Source organism: Sporichthya sp. (assembly GCF_013815995.1).
Lineage (GTDB): Bacteria > Actinomycetota > Actinomycetes > Sporichthyales > Sporichthyaceae > Sporichthya.
The window spans coordinates 1-5,942 of record NZ_JACDFE010000254.1 but is presented as its reverse complement, the minus strand read 5'-3'; the positions used below and the strand labels follow the sequence as shown (position 1 = coordinate 5,942).

Sequence of the window (5,942 nt, the reverse complement as noted above, 5' to 3'; positions counted from 1 at the left end):
GCCGACGGCTCCGGCGTTGTCATCGTGCTCAACGCGTCCGCCGGTGACGGCAAGGACGACGAGCTCACTCGCGCGGTGCGCGAGGCGCTGCCTGCCGCCGACCTGCGGACCGTCGGGCCTGACGACGACGTCATGGCCATGCTGCGCGCCGCGGCGGCCACGGCGACCGTGCTCGGCGTCGCCGGCGGGGACGGCACGATCAACGCCGCCGCCGAGGTGGCGTTGGCCCACGACCTGCCGCTGCTGGTCATCCCCGGCGGGACCCTCAACCACTTCGCCCGGGACGTCGGCCTGGGCTCGGTGCAGGACGCGCTCGACGCCCTGCGCGCGGGCGAGGCGTGCTGGGTGGACGTCGGCGGCGCCGATGTCCACGGGACCCGGCAGGTCTTCCTCAACACCGCGAGCCTGGGCGGCTACTCCGAGATGGTGCGCGCGCGGGAGAGCCTCGAAGCCCGCCTGGGCAAGTGGCCCGCGATGGCGGTCGCGCTGTCCCGGGTGCTGCGTCACTCGGACCCGGTCGAGGTGGATCTCGACGGCACGCGGCATCTGGTGTGGCTGCTCTTCGTCGGCAACTGCGTGTACTCCCCGCCCGGGTCGGCGCCCTCCTGGCGGGACCGCCTCGATGACGGACTGCTCGACCTGCGCCTGGTCGACGCCACCCGGCCGTTCAGCCGGACACGGTTGATCGGAGCGGTCCTCACCGGCCGGCTCGACAGTTGCCCGGCCTTCGAGGCCTGGACCGCCGAGCGCCTCGAGGCCCACGCCCGGTCCGGTCCGCTGCGCCTGTCCCGCGACGGCGAGGTGGGCGACAAGGCGCGATCCTTCCGGTTCGGCAAGGCCGGGCGGTTGCGGGTCTACCGTGCGCTGTAATTGAGAGCACATCTTCCGGAGGTTGCCGTGGGCCAACGGCTCGAGACCACTCCCTGCACGGTCACCTCCACCGGTGTCGTGACCGACCTGCCCCTGCTCGACGAGATGCTCGACCCGTACCGGCAGGGCCTGGGCATCGGCTACTGGGGCTACCGGGCGCACTGCTACCGGATGGTGAACTGGGCCCGCTTCGTCACCGCGCCCGAGCCGTTCCGCGAGGAGAAGCTCGCGATCATGACGGTGCTGCACGACGTGCCGTTCTTCCTCACCGGAAACCTGGACTACCTCGGTAAGGCGTGCGACCTCGCGACCGACCACCTCAAGGAGATCGGCCGCGAGGAGTGGACCGAGGAGCTGCACCTGATGATCAACAACCACCACAAGGTGCGGCCGTACACCGGGGCGCACGCCCCGCTGGTCGAGGCCTGCCGCAAGGCCGACTGGATCGACGTCACCTTCACCAAGCTGCGCTTCGGCATTCCGCGCAAGCTGGTGTCGAGGTGCGTGCGACCTTCCCGATGAACGAGGCCTACAAGGCCGTCGCGATCCCGAACATCGCCAAGTACGCCTCGTCGCACCTCCGCCGGCCGCTGCCGATGATGCGCTGGTAACGCTCCAGGGGGCGATTGCCCGACCTCGACCCGGTTTGGGGAATCAGGTCGGTAACGCTTAGCCCATTCGGGCCGAGGTCCTGCGCTGCCCTCCCCTACCGTTCAGGTCGGGCGCCGTGTTCGGGGGAACACGGACGGGGGGAGCGCGAGATGCGCTGGAGTGGCGTGTCACGGCTGGCGGCGGCGACGTTGGTCGCCGGCCTGCTGGTGGTGCCATCGACGCCTGCGTCAGCGGCACCGGTTGCGCTCGGCGGTTGCGGGTGGCAGTCCGGTCTGGCCAAGCAGAACACCCCGGCGTCGATCCGCGCCGGCGTGCTCAAGCTCAGCGTGTTCGACCCGGCGAAGCTGAAGCTCAACGGCGACGTCAACTGGAACGCGGACCCCTTCAACGACCCGACCTGGCAGCTGTGGTTCCACTCGCTGAAGTGGATGGACTCCCTGGTGCTCTCCGGCAACCCGGCGGACCTGACGCTGGCCCGGCGAATCGTGACCGACTTCATGCGTGACCGCCCGGACCCGGGTGCGAACACCGGCGCCTGGGACGACCACGCCACGGCGATGCGGACTTCGCTGCTGGTCTGCATGTGGCAGCACGGCGATCGCGACCTGCGGAACTGGGTCACCCCGGTGATCCGCGCGCACACCCGCGTTCTCATCAACCGTTACGCCGGCGCGTACAACCACGGCACCATGCAGAGCCTGTCCCTGCTGGCCTCCGGCTGCGCGCTCAGGGACTCCTCCTGGCGCAAGCTCGCCGCGTCCCGGTTGGCGAACGAGCTGGCTCGCAGCATCGACAAGCAGGGCGCGATCGACGAACAGGCGCCGGGGTACGCCCCGTTCATCCAGCGGCTGCACCGCGAGGGTCTGAAGCACCTGACCGCGTGCGGGATGCCCGTGCCGCGCGGGGCCGCGGAACGCCTCGACGCGGTCGACACCTTCGCCGCGCACGCGACCCGACCGGGTGGGACCTTCCTCGAGATCGGCGACACCTGGCCGGACCGGCCCAACGCCGCGATGGGACCGCACTCCCGGTGGCTGGCCAGCGGCGGCAAGAAGGGGACCGCACCGGACGAGACCGTCAAGGTCTACAACGCCGGGTACGTGTTCGGCCGTGACTCGTGGACCGACACCGGCCAGCAGTACAGCCTGCGGTTCGGCCCGGGACGCTATGTCCACGGGCACAACGACCACCTGGCGATGACCTACTGGGCCGACGGGCACGACGTGCTGGTCGACTCCGGGTACTCCGGCTACGCGAGCGACAGCTTCCGCGAGTGGTCGCGGTCGCTGGCCGCGCACAACGTCCCGATCGTCGAGGGCGCGCGCTTCTCGTCCGCCGCGTCCACCAAGCTCGTGGGCAGGTCCGCCACCGCCGACACTCGGACCTGGCAGCTGCGCGACTCCGCCTTCGCCGGCGCCGAGCGACACCGCACGGTGCTCGTCGACGATGCGATGCGGCTGCTGCTGGTCCGCGACGACGTCACCTCGAGCAGCCGGCACGCCCTGCAGGTCCTCTGGCATCTGGACCCGTCCTGGCGCAAGGAGCGGGTCGACAACGACCGTCGGGTCAGCCGCGCCACCTTCCTGTCCCAGGACGGCGCGTACCGCGCGACGGTGCTGCAGATCGCCGCGCCCGGCCGGAAGCTGCCGGCCAAGGCGGCCACGTTGAGCCGCGGTTACGTCTCCCGTGAGCGCAACGACAAGACCCGGGACTGGGTGGTCGAGGCACACCGCGGCGCCGCGACCAAGCAGAGCGTGATCACGCTCGTCTTGGTCACTCCGGTCGGGGTGCCGGTGTCGGCCCAGTGGATGGAGGGCGTCCGGGGCGTGGACCGCATCGCGATCACGGTGGGGACCAAGACCCGGACCTACGACACGACCCGTCGCGGCGGGATGTCGCCCAGCTAGAGCCGCGGGCAGAGGTCCTTCTTCCGGACCTTGATGATCTGCTTGGCGGTCGCCTCGTTGAACTTGACCGAGCTGGTTCGCAAACTGCTGGCGGCCCGTCGGGTCGTCAGCATGAGTTCAGCATCAGCCGGGACGGGTGATGACCATGGTCGCCGTGCCGTGGCCGATCAGGCGGCCGTCGGCGTCATGTACCGAGGCCTCGGCGGTGCCGATCCGCCGCGAGACGTTCAGGGAACGGCCCTCGGCGCGCAGCACGGTACCGGCGGCGACCGGCCGGATCATCTTTACCGCGAGGTCCACCGTCACGTAATCGACCCCGGCCTCGACCTGGCTGGCGATCGCGCTGCCCAGCACGGAGTCGAGCAGGGCGGCCAGGTAGCCGCCGTGCACGGCGTTGCGGGAACTGAGGTGGCGTTCGTCCGGCTGTGCCGTCCAGACCACCCGTCCCGGTTCGGCCTCCACCGGACGGTAGTTGAGCAGGCTCGCCATCGGGTGCTCGACCTTGCCCGCGATGAAGTCCGTCAGCATCTGCAGGCCCGACCGGGCCGGGGAGTTCACCGGTAGTTGATGAACTGCACGGCGAAGTCGAAGTCCTGCTCCTTGAGCAGCGAGATGACGGTCTGCAGGTCGTCGCGCTTCTTGGAGGTGACGCGGAGCTGGTCGCCCTGGATCTGCGCCTGCACGCCCTTGGGGCCGAGGTCGCGGATGACCTTGGAGACCTTCTTCGCGTTGTCCTGCGAGATGCCTTCCTCGACCGTGGCGAAGATCTTGTACTCCTTGCCGGAGAGCTGCGGCTCGCCGGCGTCGAGGCACTTCAGGGAGATCTGACGCTTGATCAGCTTCTCCTTGAACACGTCGAGGATGGCCTTGACCCGCTCCTCGGACTCGGCCTTCAGCTCGATCTTCTCGCCGGACCACTTGATCTCGGCTCCGGTGTTCTTGAAGTCGAAGCGCTGGGTCAGCTCACGGCCGGTCTGGTTCAGGGCGTTGTCGACCTCCATGCGGTCGACCTTGCTGACGACGTCGAAACTGGAGTCGGCGGCCACGGCGGCGGTTCCTTTCGGTGTAAAAAGTTCGGTGCTGGTTTCGGGGCCGGCGCTGGGGGAGGCGCGGGCGGGGCCGGGGAATCGGTTTGGTGGTCCCCGCGACCCCTGGGATATCCTCCCAACCGCCGCACCAGCAGTCCTCACGGGCTGCCCCGCGGCCTTGGCAGATTGCCCGAGCGGCCAATGGGAGCGGACTGTAAATCCGTCGGGAAACCTTCCCAGGTTCGAATCCTGGATCTGCCACCCGGGGAAACGAGCCCCTGACCTGTCACCCCAGGTCAGGGGCTCGTCCTCAGTCCGGGATCGGTTCGGGGCGGCGGGACAGGGCAAGCAGGATCGCGGCGGCGAGCCCGGCCGCCCCCAGGAACCCGGCCGTCAGCGAGGTCCGGTCGGCGACCGGTCCGAGCAGCAGCGGTGAGCCGAACTGGCCCAGGAACAGCGCGGTCCCGCTCAGGGCGGTCAGCGCCCCGCGCAGGTGCGGCGGGGAGGCGTCCCCGAGCAGCACGGTCAGGGCGGGCAGCGACATTCCCATTCCGACCCCGAACAGTGTGGACGCGGCCACCACGAACGCGACGTGCTCGGTGCCGGCCAGCAGCAGGAACGAGACCGTCCAGGTGGCGTAGGTGACACGCAGGACGCCGCGGTGCCCGAGCCGGGTCCGGATCCGGGCGTAGGCGAACCCGGTCGCGATCATCGTCACGGACAGGCCGAGGCCGAGCACGGCGACGTGGAAGGTGTCGGTGACGCCGAGCTCGTCGAAGCGCAGCGGCAGGAACACGACCAGGGCGTAGAGCAAGACGCTGGAGCTCGCGAACAGCCCGTAGTAGCCGAGCATGGCCGGGCTGCGCCGGACCACGGCGAGGGCGGCCCGGGTCCCGGCCGCCGGGCGGTGCTCCGGCCGGTCGTCGGGCAGCTCCCGCACGGCCGCGACGCCGACGACCACCCCGAGCAGGTAGACCCCGAACGGGGCGTGCCAGGACCACGTCCCGAGGGCACCGCCGAGCAGCGGCCAGGTCAGCGCGCCGGTGGCGGTGGCGCTGGTGCGCCAGCCCATCACCCGGTCCTGCGCGGCGCCGCGGTAGAGGTTCAGCAGGCCGACCGTGCTGCCGGTGAACACCAACGCGGCCCCGAGCCCGAACAGCACCCGGCTGGCCAGCAAGGTGCCGTAGCTGTCGGTGAACATCCCGGCGCCTCCCGCGAGGCCGTACAGGACGAGCCCGGCCGCCAATGGCCGCCGGACGCCGTGCCGGTCGATCAGGATGCCGGCCAGCGGGCTCGCCAGCGCGATCACCAAGCAGTGCGCGGTCAGCAGCAGACCGGCCGCGGTGCCGCTCAGCCCCAGGTCGTCGCGGATCACCGCGATGACCGGGGAGACCAAGGCGGTGGCCATCACGGTCAGCGTCGAGGCGAGCAGCAGCACGGTCAGGGCGAACGGGCGCGCCGGGCCGGCGGCGGCCTCCACCTTCGCGGGTGGCGTGCCGGTGGTGGCGCTCACCCGGCGTAGGGC

General features: G+C 70.6%; 6 protein-coding genes and 1 tRNA gene. 4 read left to right on the top strand and 3 right to left on the bottom strand.

Going from position 1 to position 5,942, the window contains the following annotated elements:
* The 3 genes from H0X00_RS20775 to H0X00_RS20765 form a co-directional block, all read left to right on the top strand.
* The coding region (locus H0X00_RS20775; protein ID WP_293774443.1) for a diacylglycerol kinase family protein at nucleotides 1-870 on the top strand (870 nt) is incomplete at its 5' end.
* Nucleotides 871-897: 27 nt separating this feature from the next.
* Complete coding sequence (locus tag H0X00_RS20770) at nucleotides 898-1,392, top strand: hypothetical protein (RefSeq protein WP_293774442.1); 495 nt, start codon at nucleotides 898-900, stop codon at nucleotides 1,390-1,392.
* A gap of 254 nt (nucleotides 1,393-1,646) precedes the next feature.
* Nucleotides 1,647-3,389, top strand: coding sequence for a heparinase II/III family protein (locus H0X00_RS20765; protein ID WP_293774440.1), 1,743 nt, complete (start codon nucleotides 1,647-1,649; stop codon nucleotides 3,387-3,389).
* 123 nt (nucleotides 3,390-3,512) lie between these two features.
* On the opposite strand, the gene H0X00_RS20760 is transcribed toward H0X00_RS20765, so the two are convergent.
* Entirely contained in the window at nucleotides 3,513-3,947 is a 435-nt protein-coding gene (locus H0X00_RS20760; RefSeq protein WP_293774438.1) for a PaaI family thioesterase, read from the bottom strand.
* Nucleotides 3,944-4,390 (bottom strand): YajQ family cyclic di-GMP-binding protein, encoded by a 447-nt coding sequence (locus H0X00_RS20755; protein ID WP_367186715.1) that lies wholly within the window; start codon nucleotides 4,388-4,390, stop codon nucleotides 3,944-3,946. The genes H0X00_RS20760 and H0X00_RS20755 overlap by 4 nt, the downstream gene beginning before the upstream one ends.
* A 207-nt stretch (nucleotides 4,391-4,597) precedes the next feature.
* Here H0X00_RS20755 and H0X00_RS20750 point away from each other — a divergent pair.
* A tRNA-Tyr gene (locus tag H0X00_RS20750) sits at nucleotides 4,598-4,678 on the top strand.
* A gap of 49 nt (nucleotides 4,679-4,727) precedes the next feature.
* Here the strand turns inward: H0X00_RS20750 and H0X00_RS20745 are convergent.
* A partial coding sequence (locus tag H0X00_RS20745; RefSeq protein WP_293774435.1) for an MFS transporter occupies nucleotides 4,728-5,942 on the bottom strand: 1,215 nt, incomplete at its 5' end.